This window comes from Williamsia limnetica (genome assembly GCF_003217475.1).
GTDB classification, from domain to species: domain Bacteria; phylum Actinomycetota; class Actinomycetes; order Mycobacteriales; family Mycobacteriaceae; genus Williamsia; species Williamsia limnetica.
This window is the reverse complement of the sequence record NZ_QJSP01000017.1, coordinates 42,941-64,604: the sequence shown is the minus strand read 5'-3', so window position 1 is coordinate 64,604 and position 21,664 is coordinate 42,941. Positions and strand designations below refer to the sequence as shown.

Below are 21,664 nucleotides of genomic sequence, written 5' to 3'. Positions count from 1 at the left end.
GAGTCGGCCGATTTGACCACCCCGGTAGAAATGCAGGAGGGGGCTACCGGAAGGATCTGACGTCATGGCGACATTGTGGGCGATCAGTGACCTACATGTCGCGCACCGCGGCAACGAATCGGTGATCGACCGCATCCACCCGTCAGAGGAGGGCGACTGGCTGATCGTCGCGGGTGACGTGAGCGAGCGCACCGACGACATCTCCGACACGCTGCGCCGGCTCAAGGCGCGGTTCGACACCGTGATCTGGACTCCGGGCAACCACGAGCTCTACACCACGGCGAAGGATCCGATGCAGATCTACGGGGTGGCACGTTACGACTACCTCGTGCAGATGTGCCGCGACCTCGGTGTGGTGACGCCCGAGGACATCTATCCGTTGTTCGATGCCGGTGACGGTTCGCGACCGGTCCGGGTGGTCCCCATGTTCCTGTTGTACGACTACACCTTTCGGCCGAAAGGTACCGTCAACAAGCTGCAGGCCCTTGCCGTCGCCCGCGAGAACAACGTGGTCGCGACCGACGAGTTCTTGCTCTCGCCCGAGCCATTCCAGACCCGCGACGCGTGGAGCCGGGCCCGGATCGAGCAGACCAGGAAGCGGCTCGACCAACTCGACCCTGCCGAGCCGAAGGTGCTGATCAACCACTGGCCGTTGCGCAGGGAACCGACGGACACGCTGATGTACCCCGAGTTCGCGCTGTGGTGCGGTAGTGAACTCACCCACGATTGGCATCAGCGCTACAACGCCTCATGTTGCGTCTACGGTCATCTGCACATCCCTCGGACCACCTGGTACGACGACATCCGGTTCGAGGAGGTGTCGGTCGGCTACCCGCGCGAGTGGAGCCGCCGAGGATTGCCTGACCCGTTGCTTCGCAAGATCGCGCCGGACGAGGGACTTCGCCCCGAGCATCTTCCGGAGCACGGTGCGCGGTTCGAGTTGCCGCCGGACTACAAAGAACGCGCAGAGGAGTTCGCCCAGAAGTTGGCCAAGAAACGCGAGGACACCAGAGCACGCCGCGCGGAGCGGGAGCAGAAGCGAGACGGGACGCCATGATCGAGAAGCTGTTGCCCAGCGGGGTCGCAGTGGCTGAATCCTTCGGTGAGATGCCCGATGTGGCGCCGCTGGCCGCCGAGGCCGGTCTCATCGCCCGAGCAGTGGACAAGCGCCGCAAGGAGTTCGTCACCACCCGGAACTGTGCTCGAGAGGCATTGGGTCAGTTGGGAATCGACCCGGTACCCATCATGCGCGGTGAGAAAGGCGAACCGCTCTGGCCGCGGCAGGTGGTAGGAAGTCTCACCCACTGCGACGGCTACCGCGCCGCCATCGCGGGCTACGCGATGCAGGTCCGCTCCCTCGGGATGGACGCAGAGCCGCACGGTCCGCTGCCCGAAGGGGTGCTCGAACACGTCAGTGTCGAACCCGAACGCCACGTTCTCGCCACCCGCGGCGACGATCTGCACTGGGACCGGTTGTTGTTCTGCGCCAAGGAGGCGACCTACAAGGCCTGGTTCCCGCTGACGAAGCGCTGGCTGGGTTTCGAGGACGCCCACATCACCTTCGAACGGACCGAGGAGTTCGCGGGGACCTTCCGCACCGAACTACTCGTCGACGGCACCACCGTCGACGGCGGCGACCCGCTGCTCGGTTTCGATGGTCGGTGGCTTATCGACTCGGGGCTGGTCATCGCCGTGATCGCACTATGAGCGCGCCCAGGTCCGGACTCGACGGTGCCGGACTGCTGGTCATCGACAAAGAGCAGGGTGTCACCAGCCACGACGTTGTCGCCGCGTGCCGAAAGCTCCTGCAGACCAGGAAAGTCGGTCACGCGGGAACCCTGGATCCGATGGCGACGGGTGTCCTGGTCCTGGGCGTGGAACGAGCCACCAAGATGCTCGGGCTGCTGTCACTGACGACGAAGGCCTACACCGCGACCATCCGCCTCGGGGCCGACACCGACACCGATGACGCCGAGGGAAAGGTGCTGACCCGCACCGACTCCGCAGCGCTCGATCACGACCGCATCGCAGCGCAGGTGCGCACCCTCACCGGCGACATCAGCCAGATCCCGGCGCGGGTCAGCGCCATCAAGGTCGACGGCAAACGCGCCCATGCGCTTGCCCGTGACGGCGCGGACTTCGAATTGAAGCCCCGCCCGGTGACCGTCTCGCGTTTCGAGGTCGGGAAGATCACCCTCACCCCGTGGGACGGCGGTGGGACAGGTGTGTTCACCGATATCGAGGTCGAGGTCGAGTGCTCGGCTGGTACCTACATTCGATCACTGGCCCGAGATCTGGGGGCTGCGCTCGGAGTCGGCGGTCATCTGATCGCGTTGCGCCGCACCAGAGTCGGGCCCTTCACGCTGGCCGAGGCGCGAACCCTCACCGAACTGGCCGACGATCCCGCGGTCAGTCTCGGGATCGACGATGCCGCGCAGTTCGCATTCTCCCATCGCAACATCAGTGCGGAGGAAGCCGAGTCGATCAGCCAGGGGCGCTGGCTCGAGCCCATCGGGATGGCAGGAACATATGCTGCCATCGATCCGGACGGCCACACGATCGCCCTGCTCCAGGAGAAGGGCAGACGCGCGTCGTCGGTGATGGTGGTGCGGCCGGCGACACTGCGGCAGTGATCGCCGAATCGTCAGGGACCGTCAGGGGCCCTCACGCGGACACCAGCCAAATTGCCTGAGCTGCGATGTCGCCCAGGTCGATAGGGGTCCCACCGTCGATGCAGATCTCGATCGTGCCGGCAAACGGACGCCGTTCGCGGACGACGATGGTGCGATCGAGCGCGATGCCGACGGAGTCGAAATAACGCAGCATCTCCGGATCTGAATCGGCGATCCGGGCGACGGTTCCGCTGACGCCGGCGTCGAGGTCGGCCAGCACCTTCGCCTCGGGCGTCGGCACCGAGCCGTCCAGCGCCGGAATCGGATCGCCGTGGGGATCGCGGGTCGGGTGGTCGAGTTTCGCATCCAGCCTGGACAGAAAGCGGTCGGAGACGGCGTGTTCGAGCACCTCGGCCTCGTCGTGGACCTCATCCCAGCCGTACCCCAGCTCTCGGACCAGGAACGTCTCGAGCAGGCGGTGTCTGCGAACCATGAGCACGGCGGCCATCCGGCCCGTCTCGGTCAGCGTGATGGACCCGTAGCGTTCGTGGACGACCAGACCTTGGTCGGCGAGCTTTCGGATCGCCTCGGAAGCCGTCGACGGTGAGACGCCGAGCCTCTCGGCGATCATCTTGGTCGTGATCTTTTCCGGCTTCCATTCCTGTCCGGTCCAGATCACCTTCAGATAGTCCTGGGTCACCGAGGACAGTTCGGCCAGCGCCTTCAAGCCTGCGGTGTCGACTGTTACCTTCCCGGCGTCCGAGGAATCGGTTGATGGCGGCACCCTTCGAGTTTAGGGCTCGGGTGGCCAGGAGTGGGGATCGGGCGCGCAGGGGAACCGCCGGTGATCGAGCACCGGCGCGATCGGAGGGGCTGCTCCGGTGCGGCAGTGTCGCGGCCGCAGGGGTGTGGTCGTAGGCTTACCGATGTGTTGCGTTGGCGAGGGCTCGACGATATCCCCGCGGACTGGGGCAGATGCGTGGTCACGATCGGCGTCTTCGACGGCGTCCACCGAGGCCACGCCCAGCTGATCACGACGGCCACGAAAGCGGCGACCGAGCGCGGGGTACCTGCGGTCCTGATGACGTTCGACCCTCATCCCGCGGAAGTGGTGCGTCCGGGTACTCATCCGCCGCAGCTCTCCACCCTGACCCGGCGGGCCGAATTGGCCGAGGAACTGGGCATCGATGTCTTATGCGTGATGCCTTTCACCGCGGTGTTGGCAGCGCAGAGTCCGAAAGATTTCGCCCACGAGGTGCTGGTGGAGCGGCTGCACGCGCAAGAGGTGGTGGTCGGCGACAACTTCACGTTCGGCAAGAAGGCGGCGGGAGATGTCGGGGTCCTGCGGACTCTCGGCGAGAAGTTCGGGTTCGGGGTGCAGGCGGTCTCACTGCTGGCCGAACACGCCGTGACCTTCTCGTCCACCTACATCCGATCCTGCGTGGACGCGGGTGATGTCGCCGCGGCGACCGAGGCGCTCGGTCGACCCCACCGCGTCGAAGGCGTCGTCGTGCGCGGCGACGGGCGAGGGCGGGAGCTGGGCTTTCCGACAGCGAATGTCGCGCCGCCGATGTACTCGGCGATCCCGGCCGACGGGGTCTATGCCGCCTGGTTCACCGTGCTGGGCGCCGGGCCAGTGGTCGGCCAGGTCGAACCGGGGGAGAGCTATCGCGCGGCGGTCTCCGTGGGAACGAACCCGACGTTCTCGGGGCGGACGAGGACCGTCGAGGCGTTCGTCCTCGACACAAAAGCGGATCTGTACGGCCAGCACGTGGCGGTCGATTTCGTCGCGCGGATCCGGGCGCAGGAGAAATACGATTCGGTCCAGGTGCTCATCGATCACATCGCAGCCGATGTCGAGCAGATTCGGACCTTGTTGCCGTAGCACCTTGCTGTTCGCGGTCGCACGTTCGGTCGCCGAGCGATTTGGCCGCGTGGTCGATCCGGCTGTACTGTTCCTCGTTGGTGTGTGCTGCGGTTCGCGGCGGCTGCACCTGGAGAACGGTGGCGGTGGGCAAATATCGCCCGGTTCTCTCACACATACGTACGCGATCATCATCACCAGGAGTTTCTGTGGCACTGACCGTTGAAGAGAAGAAGACCATCCTGGCCGAGTACGGCCTGCACGAGACCGACACCGGATCTCCTGAAGCTCAGGTCGCGATGCTGACCAAGCGCATCGTCGATCTCACCGAGCACCTCAAGAAGCACAAGCACGATCATCACAGCCGTCGCGGACTGCTGCTGCTCGTCGGCAAGCGCCGCCGGCTGCTCAAGTACGTGGCCAAGGTCGATGTGCAGCGTTACCGCACGCTGATCGAGCGCCTCGGCCTGCGCCGATAGGTACGATCCGGCCCGCCACGGCGGGCTGCTGAACGACAACATTGCAAGCGCCGAGGGTATCGAGTGATACCCTCGGCGTGGCTTTTGTGCAAGGAAGAATGTTCGTCCGTGCGCCCGCACTGGTGAGCGGTCTTCGGTAGTGGCTCCCGGAACGCGGACCTCCGCGTCCGGCGGCTTCGATCGATGGCCGTCACCCTCGGCGCCGACAAACCTCTTCCCTGGCTCAGGGCCTGCTCGCGTGTGTTTGCCCGCGAGTCACAGACCGTACGCAGGTCGGACCTGCCGTACGACGAGAGGAAACCCCAACACATGACCGACGTCACCACCACCACCGACGCTGTGGAGTACGACGACGAGATCACCGAAGCGACCGCCATCATCGACAACGGCAGTTTCGGAACCCGCACCATCCGTTTCGAGACCGGGCGTCTCGCTCAGCAGGCCGCCGGTGCGGTCGTCGCCTATCTCGACGAAGAAACCATGCTGCTTTCGGCCACCAGCGCCGGCAAGCACCCGAAAGACCACTTCGACTTCTTTCCACTGACCGTGGACGTCGAAGAGCGGATGTATGCCGCAGGCCGCATCCCCGGATCTTTCTTCCGCCGCGAAGGCCGTCCCTCCACCGACGCGATCCTCACCTGCCGTCTGATCGACCGGCCGCTGCGCCCGTCCTTCGTCGACGGTCTGCGTAACGAGATCCAGGTCGTCGTCACGATCCTGAGCCTCGATCCCAAGGACCTGTACGACGTGGTGGCCATCAACGCCGCCTCCGCGTCCACCCAGATCGCCGGCCTCCCGTTCTCGGGCCCGGTCGGTGGCGTCCGCGTCGCACTGATCCCGACCGAGGAGAACAAGGCCGGCCAGTGGGTCGCATTCCCGACCGTCGAGCAGCTCGAAGGCGCCGTCTTCGACATGGTCGTCGCGGGCCGCATCGTCTCCGGTGAAGGCGACACCGCCGATGTCGCGATCATGATGGTCGAGGCCGAGGCCACCGACAACGTGATCGAGCTCATCGCAGGCGGCGCCCAGGCTCCGACCGAGGCGATCGTCGCCGAGGGACTGGAAGCCGCCAAGCCGTTCATCGCCCGCCTCTGTGAGGCACAACAGAAGCTCGCCGCCGAGGCCTCGAAGCCGACCGGCGACTTCCCGTTGTTCCCTCCGTACGGAGACGATGTCTTCGCCGCGGTCGAGACCGCCGGTGCGGCCAAGCTCTCCGAGATCCTGACGATCTCGGGCAAGAAGGACCGCGACGACAAGACCGACGAGCTCAAGGCCGAGATCCTCGCCCAGCTCGGCGATCAGTTCGAGGGCCGCGAGAAGGAGATCGGCGGGGCTTATCGCTCGTTGACCAAGAAGCTCGTCCGCCAGCGGATCCTGACCGATCACTTCCGGATCGACGGTCGCGGTGTCACCGACATCCGCTCGCTGTCCGCGGAGGTCGCCGTGATCCCGCGTGCACACGGCAGTTCGCTGTTCGAGCGTGGCGAAACCCAGATCATGGGCGTCACCACCCTCGACATGGTCAAGATGGCCCAGCAGATCGACTCGCTCGGACCCGAGACCAGCAAGCGCTACATGCATCACTACAACTTCCCGCCGTATTCGACCGGTGAGACCGGCCGCGTCGGTTCGCCGAAGCGTCGCGAGATCGGGCACGGCGCACTTGCCGAGCGCGCTCTGATGCCGGTGCTGCCGAGCGTGGAAGAGTTCCCGTACGCGATTCGTCAGGTGTCCGAGGCCTTGAGCTCGAACGGCTCGACCTCCATGGGCTCTGTCTGTGCGTCGACGATGTCGCTGCTGAACGCCGGGGTGCCGCTCAAGGCTCCGGTCGCCGGTATCGCCATGGGTCTGGTGTCCGACGAGATCGACGGCCAGACCCGTTACGTGGCGCTCACCGACATCCTCGGCGCCGAGGATGCGTTCGGCGACATGGACTTCAAGGTCGCAGGCACCAAGGACTTCGTGACCGCGCTGCAGCTCGACACCAAGCTCGACGGAATCCCGTCGCCGGTGCTCGCCTCTGCGCTCTCGCAGGCAAAGGATGCGCGGATCACGATCCTCGAGGTCATGGCCGAGGCCATCGACGAGCCCGACGAGATGAGCCCCTACGCGCCGCGCGTGACCACGGTCAAGGTCCCTGTCGACAAGATCGGTGAGGTCATCGGGCCCAAGGGCAAGATGATCAACTCGATCACCGAGCAGACCGGTGCGAACATCTCCATCGAGGACGACGGCACCGTGTTCGTCGGTGCCACGGATGGTCCGTCTGCCCAGGCCGCGATCGACATGATCAACGCCATCGCCAACCCGCAGTTGCCCAAGGTCGGCGAGCGATTCCTCGGAACCGTCGTCAAGACGACCACGTTCGGTGCGTTCGTGTCGCTGCTCCCGGGCCGCGACGGTCTGGTGCACATCTCGAAGCTCGGTAAGGGTAAGCGGATCGGCAAGGTCGAAGACGTGGTCAACGTCGGCGAGAAGCTTCGTGTCGAGATCGCCGACATCGACGATCGCGGCAAGATCAGCCTCGTCCCGGTCGACGACGACGCAGACGCCGATGCGCCTGCTGACGCGGTTGCTACCGAGGCGCAGGCCTGAGTAACACAGTCGGTTTGACGGAGGCGCAGCGTTCCGCGCCGCCGAACACCCACCGGGCAGTACGGAGATCCGTACTGCCCGGTGGGCTGCGTGTGGTGACCGAGTATCTGCCGGGCGTGCGGTCGGCGTCTGTCGGGCTGTGGGTCGCGGTCGGCTCACGTGACGAAAAACCCTCGGTCGCGGGCGCGGCGCACTTTCTCGAGCATCTGTTGTTCAAATCGACACCGACGCGGTCGGCGGCGAGTACCGCGCAGCAGATCGACGCGATCGGCGGCGAACTCAACGCGTTCACCGGCAAAGAGCAAACCTGCTACTACGCGCATGTGCTCGACGAGCACCTCGCTACCGCCATCGACATCGTCGGTGACGTGGTCCTGCGTGGGCAGTGTCGTTCGGACGACGTCGACATCGAGCGGGCAGTGGTTCTCGAAGAGATCTCGATGCGGGACGACGACCCGGAAGATCTGCTCGCCGACCTGTTCATGACAGCCATGTACGGCGATCACCCCATCGGCAGGCCGGTGATCGGTTCGATCGAGTCGGTCACGGGCATGAGCCGGGGACAGATCCGTTCGTTCCACCAGCGCCGGTACACACCCGACAAGATGGTGCTCTCCGTGGCAGGCAACGTCGACCATGCATCGGTCCTCGCCGCCGTCCGGACCACGTTCGCCGGTCATCTCTCGGGAAAGGTGCCCCCGGCACCGGTCCGGGTGGGAGCCAAGGCCATCGGCGGCAGGCCGGCGCTCGAGGTCTCGTATCGGGACACCGAGCAGGCGCATCTGCTCCTCGGCGTCCGTGGGCCCGGCCGCGGTGATCCCGACCGCTGGGCGCTCTCGGTACTGAACACCGCGCTGGGCGGGGGATTGAGTTCGCGGCTGTTCCAGGAGGTGAGGGAAATCCGAGGGCTCGCGTATTCGGTGTACTCCTCGGTTGACTCCTTCGCCGACATCGGGGCTTTCTCGGTCTATGCCGGTTGTTCGCCCGACCACTTGTCCGAGGTCGTTGTCGTGATCGATGAGATCTTGACCCAGGTGGCGGCAGACGGCATCACCGAAGAGGAACTCGCGCGCGCAAAAGGATCTTTGCGCGGCGCGATGGTGCTCGGTCTCGAGGACTCGCAGTCGCGGATGCACCGTAACGGGCGCGGCGAGATCAACTACGGCAAACAGATGTCGGTCGAACAGACCCTGCGCAAGATCGATCGGGTCTCGGTCGCCGACACCCATCGGGTGGCGCGAGAGTTGCTCTCGCGTCCGTTCGGGGCAGCGGTGGTCGGACCGTATCGCAGCCGCAGGCAACTGCCCAAGTCGCTGACGTCACTCGTGAACTGACCACCGACGTCTCGGTGACCGCGCTCTCGCGACGATGAGCTGGCACGATGAGCGGATGGTGTCGATCGCAGAGTTCCTGTCCGGGTACCCACCTTTCGATTCGCTGGCTGCAGACGAGCTCGCGCGGATCGCTGCGGCGTCTCGCCTGGAGGATCATGCGTCCGGCAGCCAGATCATGGACGGGTTCACCGATCAGGTCGAAGAACTGGCCGTGGTGGTCGCCGGACAGGTCGAGCTGTGGAACTCGCCGGATCACAAGCCTGACGGTCCCGACGAGATCCTCGGCCCCGGAGGCGTTTTCGGCTATTCTGCGATGCTGACCGGATCGTCCATCGGACCGCTTGCCATCGCCGCCGGGCCGGTCCAGGCCTGCCGGATCCCGGGCCCGATCGTCCGTCCGGTGTTCTCCTCGCTGGCGGGTGCGGAGTTCTTGGCCCGCAAGTTGACCGTGGCGCAACGCACCGATTCGTTGTCGATCAACGACTACGGCACCGTCGACGAATTGATCCGTACGGCACCGGTCGTCGGTCGCGGCGACATGACGGTGCAACAGGCCGCCCAGAAGATCTCCGAACACCACAGTGGCTACATCGTGATCCCCTGCGCGGACGGCCGTTTCGGGGTGCTCACCGACCGGGACATCAGGGCCCGAGTGGTCGCAGCGGGCGGTGACCTGCAACAGCCGGTCGAGCAGGTGATGACGTTCCCGGCGATCACCGCCGCCACCAGTGCACCTGCCTCCGATGTCCTCGTCGACATCCTGGAACAGGATCTGACGTGCGTTCCCGTGGTGGACCCGGGCGGTCGGCTCAAGGGTGTGGTGTTGCCAGGTGACTTCGTCAACGCCCCGGCCGGCGTCAGCGTGACTCTGCGCGAACAGATCTCCCGGTCGGATTCGATCGAGACGCTGCAGGAGCGGGGGCGGCGGATGCGTTACCTCGTGGCAGATCTGCTGCGTCGCGGGCGGCCGTCGTTCGAGGTGACTGCAGTGCTCTCGGTGGTCACCGACGCCGTGGTGCGCCGCGCGCTGGAAATGGTGCTGGCCGAGCATCCCGAGCTGGATCCGGCCGCGTTGACCTGGTTGTCGCTCGGAAGCAACGCGCGGCGCGAGCCGGTGCTCAGTTCAGACGTGGACAGTGCGGTGTCGTTCGACGAATCGGTGTCGAGTCCCGACGAGATGGCCCGGTATCGCGCCGCCTTCGGGGAGGTGGGTGAGGTGCTGCGTGGATGCGGGCTGGCCGGCGACAGGAACGGCGCCACCGCTGCCATGCCGTTGTTCGCGCGAACGCACGGGCAGTGGCGGGAGGCCGCACAGCAGTGGCTGGTGTCGCCACTGGACAACAAGGGCATGATCCTCGCGTCGCTACTGCTCGACGGTAGGCCCATCTGGGGTGACCCGGGCGCGACGGCGGTGTCGGAAGTCTTCGGCGAACTGCGCAAACACCCTGGCACCATGCGGCTACTGCTCGCCGAATCCCTGTCGTATCGCGCAAAAGTCCGTTCGATGCGCGACGTCCTGTCGCGGCGCGGGGGGACGTTCGACATCAAGGGTCACGCACTCATCCCCGTCATCAACATCGCCAGGTGGGCTGCGCTCAGTGTGCAGAGCCCGGAGTTGGGCACCCGCGCGCGACTCGCGGCGGCGGCGGGCAGTCCGATGTTGACCGACGACAACGCGCACACGCTCATCGAGGTGTTCGAGGTACTGCAGAAGATTCGACTCACCTACCAGGTGGCGCAGGTCGACCGTGGTGAGGTCGCAACAGATGTGCTGACCATGCAACGTCTTTCGCCGCTGGACCGCAGCCTCGTCGGCCAGGCTGTCCGGGAGGTTTCTGCGGTTCAGCGACGCATGGAGAACATGTCGCACTATCTGTCGGTCAAGGAGTGGGCCGAGCCGGACACGTGACCGGGCGACCCGATTTTGGTGGGTTGTGGCGCCGCCGAGCTGCGCGAACGGTCGCCAGAACCCACCACGATCGGGTCAGGCCGTCAGTGGTGAAGTTCCAAGCGGGATGTCCAGGGCCTCGGAGACGTGCGGGCACAGCAGTTCCCCCTGGTGGGTGCTCAGTCCCTTGGCCAGGGCGGGGTCGCGGCGCAGGGCATCGACCCAATCGAGATCGGCGAGGCGCAGCACATGGGGCAACGTCGCGCCCGTGAGCGCCATCGTCGAGGTACGGGCAACGGAACCGGGCATATTGGCGACACAGTAGAAGACCGAGTCGTGGACCATGAAGGTCGGATCGTCATGGGTGGTGGGCCGCGAGTCCTCGAAGCAACCACCCTGGTCTATGGCGATGTCGACGAGAACCGATCCCGGCTTCATCTGTGCCACCAGGGAGTTCGGGACCAGGACCGGTGCCTTGGCGCCGGGGACCAGCACGGCGCCGATCACGAGATCGGCTTTCTTGATGGCCTCGTCGAGGTCGAGTTTGGTGCTGTAGCGGGTGTGGACGCGCCCGCCCCAGCGTGCATCGATGGCGCGGAGTTTACTGATGTCGAGATCGAACACGGTGACTTCGGCGCCCATACCGACTGCGATGGTGGCGGCGTTGACGCCGCTGACGCCGCCTCCGATCACCACGACCTCGGCGGGTGCGGTGCCGGGGACGCCGCCCATGAGCACGCCGCGGCCGCCTGCTGAACGCATGAGGTGATACGCACCCACCTGGGGTGCCAGGCGTCCGGCGACCTCGCTCATCGGGGCGAGCAACGGCAACGACCCATCGGCGGCCTGAACGGTTTCGTAGGCGATGGCGGTCGTACCCGAGGTCAGCAACGCGTCGGTGCAGGGCCGGCTGGCAGCGAGGTGGAGGTAGGTGAAGATGGTCTGACCCTCACGCATGAGCTGGTACTCGGGTGCGATCGGCTCTTTGACCTTGAGCAGTAGGTCGGCCTGCTCCCACACCTCATGAGCGGTGCCCAGGATCTGCGCACCGGCCTCTTTGAAATCGGTGTCGGCGATCGCCGAACCGGTGCCGGCCTCGTGCTCGATGACCACGTCGTGGCCACGCCGCGTGAGTTCGGCGACCCCTGCCGGGGTGATCGCAACGCGGTACTCGTTGTTCTTGATCTCGCGTGGGATGCCGACGCGCATGGCTGACTCTCCTTGACTGGACGGGCCTCGACTGGACGGGCTCGGTGTGTGTTCCAGCGTGAACAAACGTCGGGAAAGCCGCAATACATCTGAATATAATTCTCCGCAGTCGTAGTATTGGGGAGAATTCTTCATGGAAAGGCGCCGTCATGGCACTCGAGCCGAATAATATTCGGGCCCGGACGCCGGGCCTCGACGACATCGACCGACGCCTGTTGACCCTGCTCCAGGCCGACGCCCGTGCGTCGAACAGCGCACTGGCTGCCGAGGTGGGAATCGCAGCGTCGACGTGCCACGGTCGGATCCGCCGACTGATCGAGCTCGGCGTCGTGCGCGGATTTTTCGCCGACATCGATCCGGCCGCGGTGGGCAGGCCCCTGCGGGCGATGGTGGCGGTCACCCTGCAATCCGATGCGCGTGGGCAGATCCGCCGCTTCGTCGCAGAGATCGGTCAGAAGGACGACGTGATCGACGTGTTCTTCCTGGCGGGCGCCGACGACTACCTACTGCACGTCGCCACCGCGGACACCGAGAGCCTGCGTCAATTCGTCGAGATGCTCAACTCTCGGCCCGAGGTGTCGGGAACCACGACGTCATTGGTGTTCGACCATCTGCGCGGCTCGGCGCCGGTCTTCTGAACGGTCGAGTTCTTTGCGCAGCCGCGTGAACAGACGTCCACCGTCCAATGCCACCACTGCCGAGGGTTCGGGGTCTGCGCCGAACGTCGCGACGAAGGAGTCCGTATCCGGTCCGCCGTCGAGGTAGACGGGAGCCGTGCCAGTCGGTACTGCGCCGCTGACCTGCAGTCTGGCGCCGTACTGATCCGACCAGAAGTATGGGGCGACAGTTTTCGGCGCAGGCAGGCCGAGCAGTCGGCGAGCTGCACGACGCGAGTGGTCGAGTGCGCCCGACCAGTGTTCTTGGCGCAGGTGCAGCCCGGTCTTGGGATCGTGGACACGGGCGCAGTCGCCCACCGCGTAGACCCCGGCCACCGCGGTGGCGCAGTCGGCGTCCGTCAAGATCCCGGCGTCGAGGGCCACGCCGGACGCCGTCAGCCATTCGGTGTTCGGAACGGCGCCGATCCCGATGACTACCACGTCGGCGGGCAACTCGCTGCCATCCGCGAGGGTCACCGATTCGACGCGTTCGGATCCGTTGATGGTGTCGATCGCGGCGCCGGTGAGCAGACGCACGCCGTGCGCGGCGTGCCTGCGATGTAGGCGGGCCGCCAGTTCCGGCCCCAGAATCGCAGCGCCGGGCGTCGTCGATGCCTCGACTATGGTCACGTTCTTGCCCAGGGCAACCGAGCTGGACGCCACTTCGCATCCGATGAATCCGGCGCCGATGACCACGACATTCGTGCCGTGGCGCAAGGACTCTGCCAGTGCGGCGGCGTCGTCCAGGGTCCGTAGCGTGTGCACCCCGGCAAGGTCCGCTCCGATCAGGGTGCGTGCGCGGGCACCGGTGGCTGCGATCACGGCGTGGGCTTCCACCGTGCCTCCGTCTGCGAGTTCGACCTCGTGTCCGGTGTCTGTGTGGCGGAGGCCGGCGGCCCGGGCGCCGAGCCGCCAGGTGAAAGCGCTCTGGTCATCGGAATCGGCGAGCATCAGCGATTCGGTCGACTCAGTCTGTTGCAGAATGCTTTTCGACAGTGGAGGGCGATCGTACGCGTAGTGGTTCTCGGCGCCGATCAAGGTGACCGGTCCGGTGTGGCCGAGCGTCCTGAGTTCGCGCGCGGTGGACAAGCCGGCCAGCGAAGCCCCGACGATCGCGACCGATGCGGCAAGAGGTGGTGGTACGCCCTCACCACTCATGCGGCGTCGGGCCTGCTCAGACGCAGATAGATGCTCCCGCCGTCGACGACGGTCTGATGCGTGCGGACCGGCAGCTTGGCGGGTGGGCCGGACGGCATCCCCGTCCTCAGGTCGAAACAGGCCTCGTGAAGAGGGCACTCCACAGCGCAGTCCTCGACCCAACCGTCGGCGAGGGAGGTGTCTTGATGGGTGCAGGTGTCGTCGATGGCGAATACGCCGTCGCTGGTGTGGAACACCGCGATGGGTGCCCGGCCCGGCGGTGTCACCCGTATGACCTCACCCGCGGGGAGGGCGTCGGTGGTCGCGACCAGGAAGTGGGTGAGGTCTTGCTGGGGGAGAAGAGTCATGGCGGCCTCGCGAAGTCAGGGTTATCTGCGATGACAAGTTGCGTAGGTTGCAACAAAAATCGTCATGCGCAACAGATTGGCAGCCATGGGCTCCGTCGTCAAGCGCCGGGGCGCGTGTTTTGCATTACCCGTGCGCATGGGTGCGGAACGGGTCGTCGTGGGGGGCTACAGGCGTCCGATTAGGGTGAACGGTGATGACTGATGCCGAGAACGAAACCCGACCCGCGTCGATCCAGTCGGTCGACCGCGCGCTCCAGGTCCTCGAGATCCTGGCCCGGGAGGGGCAGGGCGGAGTCTCCGACATCGCCGACACCCTGGGTGTCCACAAGTCGACGGTGTCCCGATTGGTTTCCGTCCTCGAGGCCAGGGGCTTCGTCGAGCAATTGGCCGACCGGGGGAAGTACCGGCTCGGGTTCACGCTGGTACGACTCGCCGGAGCGACGATGGCGACCCGGGACCTCGGGAAAGAAAGCCGTGACGTCTGCGAGCCGCTGGCGGCAGAAGTGGGCGAGACGGTGAACCTGGCAATTCTCGAGGGCGACCGCGCCATCAATATCACCGAATCCAGCGGCCCCTCGGGTATTGCCCTGCGCACGTGGGTAGGGCAGAGTTCGCCTGCCCATGCCACCTCCAGCGGAAAAGTGTTGCTGTCCGCGCTGACCGATTCGGAACTCGGAGTTGCGCTTGACGAAACGCTCGAGCGTTTCACCGATCGGACGATCGTCGGACGAGACGCCTTGCGCGACGAACTGCTCGTCATCGCTGCACGAGGTTGGTCGGCTGCGGTGGAGGAACTCGAGGAGGGCCTCAACGCGATTGCCGCACCGGTGCGTGATCACACGCGGGATGTTGTTGCTGCGCTCAGTATTTCGGGCCCGAGTTTCCGTCTGACACCGGACGCCATGGAGCTGCTGGCTCCCCGGGTCAGGGAAGCGGCGCTCGAGGTCAGCCGGCGGATCGGCTTTCCCGGTTGATCGAGGTCTCGGTCTCGGTTCGAGCTTGTCGGCTTGACACCGGGGCACACCCGGGCTCACCATTTGTTGCGTAGGGAACAACGTGTTGCATATAGCGCAACAAGTGGTCCTGCTTCGATGGTCAGCAAGATTGGGAGACTTCTGGTGGGACAACCGCGATACCTCATCATCGGCGCAGGAGTGGTCGGTTCGTCTCTTGCCGACGAGCTGACGGCACTGGGCCACTGCGACGTGACAGTCCTCGACCGCGGGCCTCTGGTGCCCGGGACGACAGCGATGACAGGAGGCTCGAGTTCGCATGCGCCCGGACTCGTGTTCCAGACCAACGTCTCCCGGACGATGTCCGGCTTCGCGCAATACACCGCAAAGAAGTTCGGATCACTCAACCAGCCGGGTGGCTTGTCGTACAACGCCGTCGGGGGTCTGGAGGTCGCGACCACGCCCCAGCGTCTGGCCGAGCTGGCCCGCAAAGAAGGTTGGGCCAAGGCGGCTGGGATTCCTGCCGAACTGATCTCACCCGACGAGTGTGCCGCTCTGCACCCCTTGCTCGATCCCACAGTGATCCTCGGTGGTCTGCACACGCCGACCGATGGGCTGGCCGGAGCTCCCGCGGCGATCACCGCGCAGATGAATCGTGCCATCGACCGTGGCGCGGTCTTCGTCGGTGATCAGGTGGTCGTCGAGGTACTGCAACGCGGCGGTTCGGTGACGGGGGTCAGGACGGCCGACCGTGTCTTCGACGCTGACGTCGTCGTATCCTGTGCCGGGTTCTGGGGAGCGCAACTCGGCGACCTCGTCGGTCTGGTGGTACCCCTGGTACCGATGGGTCACCAGTATGCGAAAACCTCTGTCGTGGAGTCACTTGCGGCCTATCCGGACGCCGGCCGGGGCCACGCCGACGCCACGCTGCCGATACTGCGGCATCAGGATGCAGATCTCTACTACCGTCAGCACGGTGATCAGATCGGCATCGGCTATTACGGCCACCGACCGATGCCGGTCGACATGGACCGGCTCTACGAGGCCACCGCCGCCGAATCCATGCCATCGATGTTGCCCTTCACCGCAAAGGATTTCGACCCGGCGTGGGCAGAGACCGTGCGCATCTTGCCGGGCGTCGCCTCCGCCGAAGTCGTCGACGGCTTCAACGGCATCTTTTCTTTCACCCCCGACGGCGGACCGATGATGGGCGAACATCCCGGCCTCGAGGGCTTCTGGGTCGCCGAGGCGGTGTGGGTCACCCACTCGGCGGGAGTGGCGAAGACCATGGCGCAGTGGATCACCCACGGCACCCCCGACGTCGACGTGCACGGCTGCGACCTCGCCCGGTTCACCGACGCGCAGGTGCAGCCCGATTATGTGGCGGACACGAGCGCGCAAGCGTTTGTGGAGGTGTACGACATCATTCATCCACGGGAACCGCGCTCGGTACAACGCGGCGTCGCCGTCAGCCCTTTCCATGCCCGCCAGGTTGCTGCCGGCGCCGTCTTCCATGTAGGTCGGCAGTGGGAACGACCCGCCTGGTACGAGTCGAACGCCAACCTCGTCGATGCTCGACAGCCCTACCCGGCCGACGCCTGGGCGCAACGGCATTGGTCACCGACAGTTCTCGCGGAAGCCGCGGCAACCAGGGCGCGCGTGGGGTTGTTCGACATGACTTCGCTCATGAGGATCGAGGTGAGGGGACCGGACGCGGCGACCTTCCTCAGTGGACTGCTGACCCGCACCGTCGATCGCCCGGTCGGAACCGTGGTCTACGCGCTATTGCTCGACGACCGCGGTGGCGTACGCAGCGACGTGACCGTCGCGCGGTTGGGGGATGATCATTTCCAACTCGGGATCAACGGCCCGATGGACATCGACTGGTTGGGTCGGCGCCGCGGCTCGGAAGAGGTCACGATCACCGACATCACGGCGTCGACCTGCTGCATCGGTGTCTGGGGGCCGCGATCCCGGGATCTGGTGGCACCGTTGTGCTCGATCGAATTGCGCGACAACACGCTCGGCTACTACAAGGCTGCCCAGGCCACCATCGCCGGTGTTGCCGTCACCCTGATGCGCATCTCGTACGTAGGGGAGCTGGGATGGGAGATATACGCCGACAACGCCGACGGACTTCGCTTGTGGGACCGCCTCGCGGAGGCCGGGGAGCCGGTCGGTGCCGTCCTGGCCGGACGTAGTGCCCTCGACGTGCTCCGCATCGAAAAGGGTTATCGCTCATGGGGACATGACATGAGTGCCGAGATGACCCCGGACGAGGCGGGAATAGGATTCGCAGTCGGCCGCAAGCACGCGTTTCTCGGTCGGGAAGCCCTCGCGCAACGTCCGATCCGGTGTCGGTTACAGACGGTGGTGGCCCTCGACCCGGATGCCATCGTCCTCGGTGGCGAGCCCGTTCTCCTGGACGGTGCAGTGGTCGGTCACGTCACCTCGGCCGCGTTCTCGCCCACGGTCGGAAGAACCGTCGCGTACGCCAAGGTGGCACCGGGGATCGACGTCGGCGACCGGGTGAGCATCGAGTACTTCGGGCGCCCCCTCGCCTTCGTCGTCTCAGAACCGGTGCTCGTCGATCCGGCAGGCGATCGGGTCAAAGGACTGATCGGAGTGAACGGTTGAACAACACGACCTATGACGTCATCGTGCTGGGCCTCGGCGGGATGGGATCCGCGGCTGCCTACCACCTGGCGTCCCGTGGCGCGCGAGTCTTGGGTCTCGAGCGATTCACCCCGGCCCATGATCAGGGTTCCAGCCACGGCGGATCCCGCATCATCAGGCAGTCGTATTTCGAGGATCCAGCTTATGTTCCGCTGCTCCTCCGCTCATACGAACTGTGGGAGAAGCTGAAGCAGGACAGCGAAATCGATGTCTACTCGATCACCGGCGGCCTCTTCATGGGACCCGAGGAGTCCATGACATTCTCGGGCTCCCGCCGGGCCTCGGAGCAGTGGGGTCTGGCACACGAGGTGCTGACCGACCGTGAGGTGCATCGGCGCTTTCCTGCCTTCGACCCGGCTCCAGGACACATGGCTGTGTATGAACGCATGGCCGGCTTCGCCCGCCCCGAGTCCACCGTGCAGGCGCACATCGGCCTCGCGCAGCAGGCCGGCGCCGAACTGCACTTCGGCGAACCGGTCACGTTGTGGTCGGACACCGGCGACGGTGTACTCGTGACCACGGAGGCGGGGACGTATCGTGCCGCCCAGTTGGTGGTGTGCCCCGGTGCCTGGGCGCCGAAGCTGCTCGCTGACATAGGAATTCCCATCCGAATCGAGCGGCAGGTGATGTATTGGATCGCTCCCGTGGCGGAATCGGCGCCGATGGACGGGGGCCCGATCTACATTCACGAGACGGACGGGTTCGAACAGATCTACGGGTTCCCGCCCATCGATGGACCCGGCGGGGGTGCCAAGGTCGCATTCTTCCGCAAAGGCGAGGATTGCACGCCGGAGACAATCGACCGAACGGTGCATCGACACGAGATCGAGGCGATGGTCGAACGGGTGGGTCGGTTGCTGCCCGGATTGACAGGGTCGGTATTGGATACCGCGACCTGCATGTACTCGACCACCCCTGATGAGAACTTCGTCATCGCACGGCACCCCGGTCACCGCAATGTCACCGTCGCCTGCGGATTCTCCGGACACGGGTTCAAGTTCGTCCCGGTGGTGGGCGAGATTCTCGCGGATCTCGCAATCGATGGCGTCACCGACCATCCCATCGACCTCTTCGACCCGAACAGGCTGGCCGACGTATGACGATTTCGGGATCTCAACAGGATCAACACGACTCGGGTACGGCGGTGGCGGCCTCCGGTGACCGCGCGCTGCTGCCGACCCTGGGAGGGCAGGCGTACACCGATCCGAATTACTTTGCCGCCGAACAGGCGACCATCTTCGAGCAGATGTGGTTCTGTGCGGTGCTCGCCGCCGACCTGCCGAACACCGGCAGTTTCAAGACGGTGATGGTGGGGCGGGAAAGTGTGATGATCGTACGCGGTCGCGATGGCCGATTGCGTGCCTTCCTCAACAGCTGCCGTCATCGCGGGGCATTGGTGTGTACCGAATCCGAGGGGCAGGTGCGCCGCAACCTGCAGTGCTCCTACCACGCGTGGACCTACGGACTCGACGGCGCATTGGTGGCAGCGCCCAACCTCGCCGACCTGGGGGAGATCGACCGTACGGCATACGGTCTCATCGCCGTCGCGACACAGGAGTGGCTCGGGTACGTGTGGGTCTGCTTGGCCGACGACCCAGCCTCGTTCGCCGAGTCCGTCGAAGGTGCTGTGACCGAGCGTTTGGGCGACGCGGAGTCGATCGAGCGATACGAGGTCGATCAGCTGGTACTGGGCAGGCGAGAGCGCTATGAGGTGGCGTCGAACTGGAAACTGATCATCGAGAACTTCATGGAGTGTTATCACTGCGCCACCATCCATCCCGAGCTGACCGAGGTGCTTCCCGAGTTCGCCGACGGACTCGCTGCCCAGTACTACGTCGGCCATGGCGCGGCGTTCGGTGAGGGCATCGACGGCTTCACCATCGACGGCTCAACCGGATTGGGCGTTTTGCCGGAATTGTCGGAATCGCAGGATCGCAAGTACTACGCGATCACCGTCCGCCCGCAGGTCTTCATCAACCTGGTTCCCGACCACGTCATCATCCACCGGATGTACCCGACGGCCGTCGACAAGACAGTCGTGGAATGTGATTGGCTATATCACCCAGACGTTTTGGCCTCCGGCGCCGATCTGGACAAATCGGTCGAGCTTTTTCATCGCGTGAATCTGCAGGACTTCCAAGCGTGTGAGCGAACGCAACCGGGTATGAGTTCGCGCGCCTATCGACGTGGCGGCGCACTCGTTCCCGCCGAACACCATATCGCCGAATTTCACGATTGGGTGCGCGCGATTGCCGGTCCGGCCGCATAGTTGACCCGTCGCCGTGCACTGGTTCGGCGACCGGAAGGACGTGCGGCAATGACCACCACGCAACCAGAGGGCCCGCCCTCGCCACGTTCTGCACCTGCCGTCGCCGATGACGGAATGGAGCACTTCGGCTACAAACCGAGCCTCAACCGCAGCATCGGCAAGTTCGCGAGCTTCGCCGCAGGGGTCAGCTATATCTCCATCCTCACCGGAACGTTCCAGCTGTTCTACTTCGGCTTCGGCACAGCCGGGGCCGCGTATCTGTGGTCGTGGCCGATCGTCTTCGTCGGCCAGTTGGCGGTCGCACTCTGCTTCATGGAGTTGGCGGCGAAGTATCCGATCGCCGGCTCGGTCTACAACTGGGCAAAGATCTTGGGCAGCAAGTTCGTCGGCTGGTTCTCGGGGTGGATGATGCTGACGGCTTCCATCGTCACCATCGCAGCGGTGGTGCTCGCCCTCGACTCGACACTGCCCCGGATCTGGCCCGGCTTCCGCGTGATCGGGAGCGACGACCTGTCCGTCACGTCGCCGGAAAATGCAGTCCTGCTCGGAACGGTCCTGGTCATCTGCACCACTGTCATCAATGCCTTCGGGGTGAAGTTGATGTCGATGATCAACAGCACCGGTGTGTTCATCGAATTGATCGCCGCAGTGCTCATCGCGATCATCCTGGCGTTCAACATCGAACGTGGACCCGACGTGTTCTTCTCCACGAACGGGTACGGAGACGGCGTCAGTGGCGGCTATCTGGGGGCATTCCTGATCGCCTCACTGGCGTCGGGTTACGTGATGTACGGCTTCGACACCGCGAGTTCACTGGGTGAGGAGACCAATGAACCGAGGAGGACAGCGCCCAAGGCGATCCTGCGCGCAATCCTGGCCTCGTTCGTCATCGGCGGCGCGATTCTCGTCTTCGCCATCCTTGCCGCGCCCGACCTGAACGACCCACTGCTGGCCGAAAAATCAGGCGGCCTGCAATACCTGGTCGAACAGGTGATGGTCAGTCCACTCGGCACGATCTTCCTGATCTGCATCGTGATCGCGGTCTTCGTGTGCACCCTGGCGGTGCACACGGCGGCCATCCGGATGAGTTTCGCGATGGCCCGCGACAATGCGCTGCCGTTCGGAGAGTCCTTGGCCAAGGTGCATCCCAGGTACCAGACGCCCGTCGTACCTGCCGTGACGATCGGCGTGCTGGCGATCGCGATCCTGGTGATCAACATCAATCAGCCGCAGATCTTCACGGTGCTCACCTCGATCGCGATCATCATGATCTACATTGCCTACCTGTTGGTCACCGGCCCGCTGTTGATCCAGCGTTTCAAGGGGAACTGGCCGCCGCCTGATCTGAAGCAGGGCGGATTCTTCACCATGGGCAGGTGGGGGCTGATCGTGAACCTCTTCGCAGTGGTCTGGGGATTCCTGATGGCGCTGAACCTGGCGTGGCCGAGGGAAGCTGTGTACGGCGTCGGCTGGTACAACGCCTGGGGCGCGTTCATCTACATCGGGATCATCGCTGCTGTGGGTCTCCTCTGGTACTTCACCGTGGGTAGCCGAAGTATGGGAGTCCTCAAATCGCATGCAGCCGAGTCGAGAGCGACACCGACCGCTGACTAGACTCTGCGGG

The 21,664-nt window shown here is 65.1% G+C and carries 18 protein-coding genes; 14 read left to right on the top strand and 4 right to left on the bottom strand.

Features of this window, described 5'->3' with window-relative positions:
• Window positions 1-64: 64 nt before the first annotated feature.
• The 3 genes from DFR67_RS24020 to truB are packed head-to-tail and all read left to right on the top strand — an operon-like array spanning window position 65 to window position 2,633.
• Window positions 65-1,057, top strand: a complete 993-nt coding sequence (locus DFR67_RS24020) for a metallophosphoesterase family protein (protein ID WP_110472004.1) — start codon at window positions 65-67, stop codon at window positions 1,055-1,057.
• The gene (locus DFR67_RS24015; protein ID WP_110472003.1) at window positions 1,054-1,707 is read left to right on the top strand and encodes a 4'-phosphopantetheinyl transferase family protein; all 654 of its coding nucleotides are present in this window, start codon (window positions 1,054-1,056) and stop codon (window positions 1,705-1,707) included. Before DFR67_RS24020 ends, DFR67_RS24015 begins: the two co-directional genes overlap by 4 nt.
• Window positions 1,704-2,633, top strand: a complete 930-nt coding sequence (gene truB / locus DFR67_RS24010; RefSeq protein ID WP_110472002.1) for a tRNA pseudouridine(55) synthase TruB — start codon at window positions 1,704-1,706, stop codon at window positions 2,631-2,633. The genes DFR67_RS24015 and truB overlap by 4 nt, the downstream gene beginning before the upstream one ends.
• Before the next feature lie 31 nt (window positions 2,634-2,664).
• Here truB and DFR67_RS24005 read toward each other — a convergent pair whose 3' ends face one another.
• Window positions 2,665-3,339 (bottom strand): metal-dependent transcriptional regulator, encoded by a 675-nt coding sequence (locus DFR67_RS24005; RefSeq protein ID WP_110472061.1) that lies wholly within the window; start codon window positions 3,337-3,339, stop codon window positions 2,665-2,667.
• A 201-nt stretch (window positions 3,340-3,540) separates the two neighbouring features.
• Between DFR67_RS24005 and DFR67_RS24000 the strand changes: the two genes are divergently transcribed.
• The 5 genes from DFR67_RS24000 (at window position 3,541) to DFR67_RS23980 (ending at window position 10,793) form a co-directional block, all read left to right on the top strand.
• Window positions 3,541-4,497, top strand: coding sequence for a bifunctional riboflavin kinase/FAD synthetase (locus tag DFR67_RS24000; protein ID WP_110472001.1), 957 nt, complete (start codon window positions 3,541-3,543; stop codon window positions 4,495-4,497).
• A 188-nt stretch (window positions 4,498-4,685) separates the two neighbouring features.
• Window positions 4,686-4,955 carry a 30S ribosomal protein S15 gene (gene rpsO, locus DFR67_RS23995; RefSeq protein WP_084838559.1) on the top strand — a complete coding sequence of 90 codons (270 nt, stop codon included), beginning with the start codon at window positions 4,686-4,688 and terminating at the stop codon, window positions 4,953-4,955.
• A gap of 309 nt (window positions 4,956-5,264) precedes the next feature.
• Complete coding sequence (locus DFR67_RS23990) at window positions 5,265-7,550, top strand: polyribonucleotide nucleotidyltransferase (protein WP_110472060.1); 2,286 nt, start codon at window positions 5,265-5,267, stop codon at window positions 7,548-7,550.
• Complete coding sequence (locus DFR67_RS23985) at window positions 7,547-8,884, top strand: M16 family metallopeptidase (RefSeq protein WP_211325153.1); 1,338 nt, start codon at window positions 7,547-7,549, stop codon at window positions 8,882-8,884. The genes DFR67_RS23990 and DFR67_RS23985 overlap by 4 nt, the downstream gene beginning before the upstream one ends.
• Window positions 8,885-8,939: 55 nt before the next feature.
• On the top strand, window positions 8,940-10,793 hold the full coding sequence (locus DFR67_RS23980) for a putative nucleotidyltransferase substrate binding domain-containing protein (protein ID WP_425451333.1): 1,854 nt from the start codon (window positions 8,940-8,942) through the stop codon (window positions 10,791-10,793).
• A 75-nt stretch (window positions 10,794-10,868) separates the two neighbouring features.
• Here the strand turns inward: DFR67_RS23980 and ald are convergent, their stop codons facing one another.
• Window positions 10,869-11,981, bottom strand: coding sequence for an alanine dehydrogenase (ald, locus tag DFR67_RS23975; RefSeq protein ID WP_110471999.1), 1,113 nt, complete (start codon window positions 11,979-11,981; stop codon window positions 10,869-10,871).
• Window positions 11,982-12,130: 149 nt separating this feature from the next.
• On the opposite strand from ald, the gene DFR67_RS23970 reads away from it, so the two are divergent.
• Complete coding sequence (locus DFR67_RS23970) at window positions 12,131-12,619, top strand: Lrp/AsnC family transcriptional regulator (RefSeq protein WP_110471998.1); 489 nt, start codon at window positions 12,131-12,133, stop codon at window positions 12,617-12,619.
• Here DFR67_RS23970 and DFR67_RS23965 read toward each other — a convergent pair.
• Both DFR67_RS23965 and DFR67_RS23960 read right to left on the bottom strand, forming a co-directional pair.
• The gene (locus DFR67_RS23965) at window positions 12,575-13,795 is read right to left on the bottom strand and encodes an NAD(P)/FAD-dependent oxidoreductase (protein WP_110471997.1); all 1,221 of its coding nucleotides are present in this window, start codon (window positions 13,793-13,795) and stop codon (window positions 12,575-12,577) included. The two genes, DFR67_RS23970 and DFR67_RS23965, sit on opposite strands and share 45 nt — an antisense overlap.
• A complete protein-coding gene (locus DFR67_RS23960; protein ID WP_110471996.1) occupies window positions 13,792-14,142 on the bottom strand; it encodes a bifunctional 3-phenylpropionate/cinnamic acid dioxygenase ferredoxin subunit in 351 nt (116 codons plus the stop codon). Before DFR67_RS23960 ends, DFR67_RS23965 begins: the two co-directional genes overlap by 4 nt.
• Window positions 14,143-14,336: 194 nt before the next feature.
• Here DFR67_RS23960 and DFR67_RS23955 point away from each other — a divergent pair, with 194 nt between their 5' ends.
• The 5 genes from DFR67_RS23955 (at window position 14,337) to DFR67_RS23935 (ending at window position 21,654) form a co-directional block, all read left to right on the top strand.
• Window positions 14,337-15,116, top strand: coding sequence for an IclR family transcriptional regulator (locus DFR67_RS23955; protein WP_110471995.1), 780 nt, complete (start codon window positions 14,337-14,339; stop codon window positions 15,114-15,116).
• Between the two features lie 144 nt (window positions 15,117-15,260).
• Window positions 15,261-17,732 carry a GcvT family protein gene (locus DFR67_RS23950; RefSeq protein ID WP_211325148.1) on the top strand — a complete coding sequence of 824 codons (2,472 nt, stop codon included), beginning with the start codon at window positions 15,261-15,263 and terminating at the stop codon, window positions 17,730-17,732.
• Window positions 17,729-18,871, top strand: a complete 1,143-nt coding sequence (gene solA / locus DFR67_RS23945; protein ID WP_110471994.1) for an N-methyl-L-tryptophan oxidase — start codon at window positions 17,729-17,731, stop codon at window positions 18,869-18,871. The genes DFR67_RS23950 and solA overlap by 4 nt, the downstream gene beginning before the upstream one ends.
• Window positions 18,868-20,040 carry an aromatic ring-hydroxylating oxygenase subunit alpha gene (locus DFR67_RS23940; protein ID WP_110471993.1) on the top strand — a complete coding sequence of 391 codons (1,173 nt, stop codon included), beginning with the start codon at window positions 18,868-18,870 and terminating at the stop codon, window positions 20,038-20,040. Before solA ends, DFR67_RS23940 begins: the two co-directional genes overlap by 4 nt.
• Window positions 20,041-20,154: 114 nt before the next feature.
• Window positions 20,155-21,654, top strand: coding sequence for an APC family permease (locus DFR67_RS23935; protein WP_245938135.1), 1,500 nt, complete (start codon window positions 20,155-20,157; stop codon window positions 21,652-21,654).
• Window positions 21,655-21,664: the final 10 nt, after the last annotated feature.